Source organism: Variovorax sp. 01T439_2, from assembly GCF_056398445.1.
Window position 1 is genome coordinate 1 of record NZ_JBFTPJ010001214.1, and the last position, 1,394, is coordinate 1,394.

Annotated in this window: 2 protein-coding genes; both read right to left on the reverse strand. The window is 68.1% G+C overall.

Translation table 11 applies throughout. From position 1 onward, the window contains the following. A partial coding sequence (locus tag AC1DOC_RS33625) for an AAA family ATPase (protein ID WP_478131567.1) occupies positions 1-436 on the reverse strand: 436 nt, incomplete at its 3' end. A 20-nt stretch (positions 437-456) separates the two neighbouring features. Continuing rightward, the coding region (locus AC1DOC_RS33630) for a replication initiator protein A (protein ID WP_478131568.1) at positions 457-1,394 on the reverse strand (938 nt) is incomplete at its 5' end.

The following is a 1,394-nucleotide window of genomic DNA, read 5'->3' on the forward strand; positions in this document are numbered from 1 at the left end:
GCACCAGATCGGCGGCCAGCAGCGCGGAGCGCGCGAGGGCCGCGACCCGGGGCGGGCCATCGATGACCACGTAGTCGGCCTGCGCAGCGATCTGCGGCGCCTCCTGGTGCAGCGAGTCCCGCGCCAATCCGAAGACGCCGTACAGCCGCGCCTCACCGTTCTGAAGCCGCCGCTGCGCCCAGTCCAGCGCCGACCCTTGCGGATCGGCATCGAGCAGCGTGACGCGCYGGCCTTGCATCGCCAGCTCGCCGGCCAGATGCGTGGCGAGCGTYGTCTTGCCCGCGCCGCCCTTCTGGTTCAGCAGCGCGATCACCTTSCCGGGCCGGGGCCCCCTTTCTAGCGAGCGGTTTTCGGCCGTCTGGTCTGCTTGGGCTGCCTCGGCAGAAGCGCTGCTTGTTGTTTGAGCACCTTCGGCTCGCGCGCGCGTGACTTCCATTTATGTATCCCTTTAGATGTTTAGGGAGGCCCGAARCCGTTGCCGGGCGCGGCYTYCSGMCCGATCGGTGCGGGYGATCCACCGATRKTTCTGCGGGTGATCCACCGAGSGTCGTGCGGGCGATCCACCGAGCCCRTCCCCACGTCATCCACAGGTTCTTCAACAGAAACTGTGGATAAGTCGCWTTGAAACGGTTCRCCCKGCAYCGGCCGGAAAGCCAACSACTCCATGCCGCCACTGCGCTCRATGGACAGCCRGTAGCCCGGSASCGCCTGGCGCCGCACCAGATGGCGCACCTGCAGCGCGAAGTCGGARYGGCGCTGCAGGCTTCCGGACTTCAGATGCARGTGGCGCATKGCRAAGCGCCAGCCSCCGGGCTGCCGSCCKCCRTGCTTGCGCACCARCCGRTAYAGCCARCGCTCGATGCCGCCGGAAAGCCGGAAGTACGTGGGATCGAGCGTGAGCACCAAGGCCTCGTCCATCACGCCCGAGAAGAACCAGTCGGCTAGGATCAACTCGATGCCGTCGGCGCGTCCGTCGGAGCGGATGTATTCCTTCCACTCATTGATCCAGGAGAAGCGGTGCACGCGCATCGCGCCGCTCGGACGCTCCCGCTGGCGCAAGGTCGTGGCGACAGTGGTGGACTGCAGCCGGTCCAGCGCGGCGCGCAGCGCCAGGTAGTCGCTGCGGCCGGTGCCGCGCTGCGCGAAGCGCAGGATCTCGTAGGGCGTGGCCACCATCAGGCGCGAAGGCGCGATGCCTTCCTTCTTGGCCTGGACGATCTGGCTCGCGGCCCAGATCAGCACGTCGGCATCCCAGATCGTCGCGATGCCGTGCTCGGGCACACCCTCGACGGTGAGCGAGACACCGCCGGCGTCGAAGCGGATCGGCACCGCGCGCGGCGACTTGGCCAGCGAGAAGAACGGGTAGGCCATCAGGTCCTGCGCATCGCGCAGCG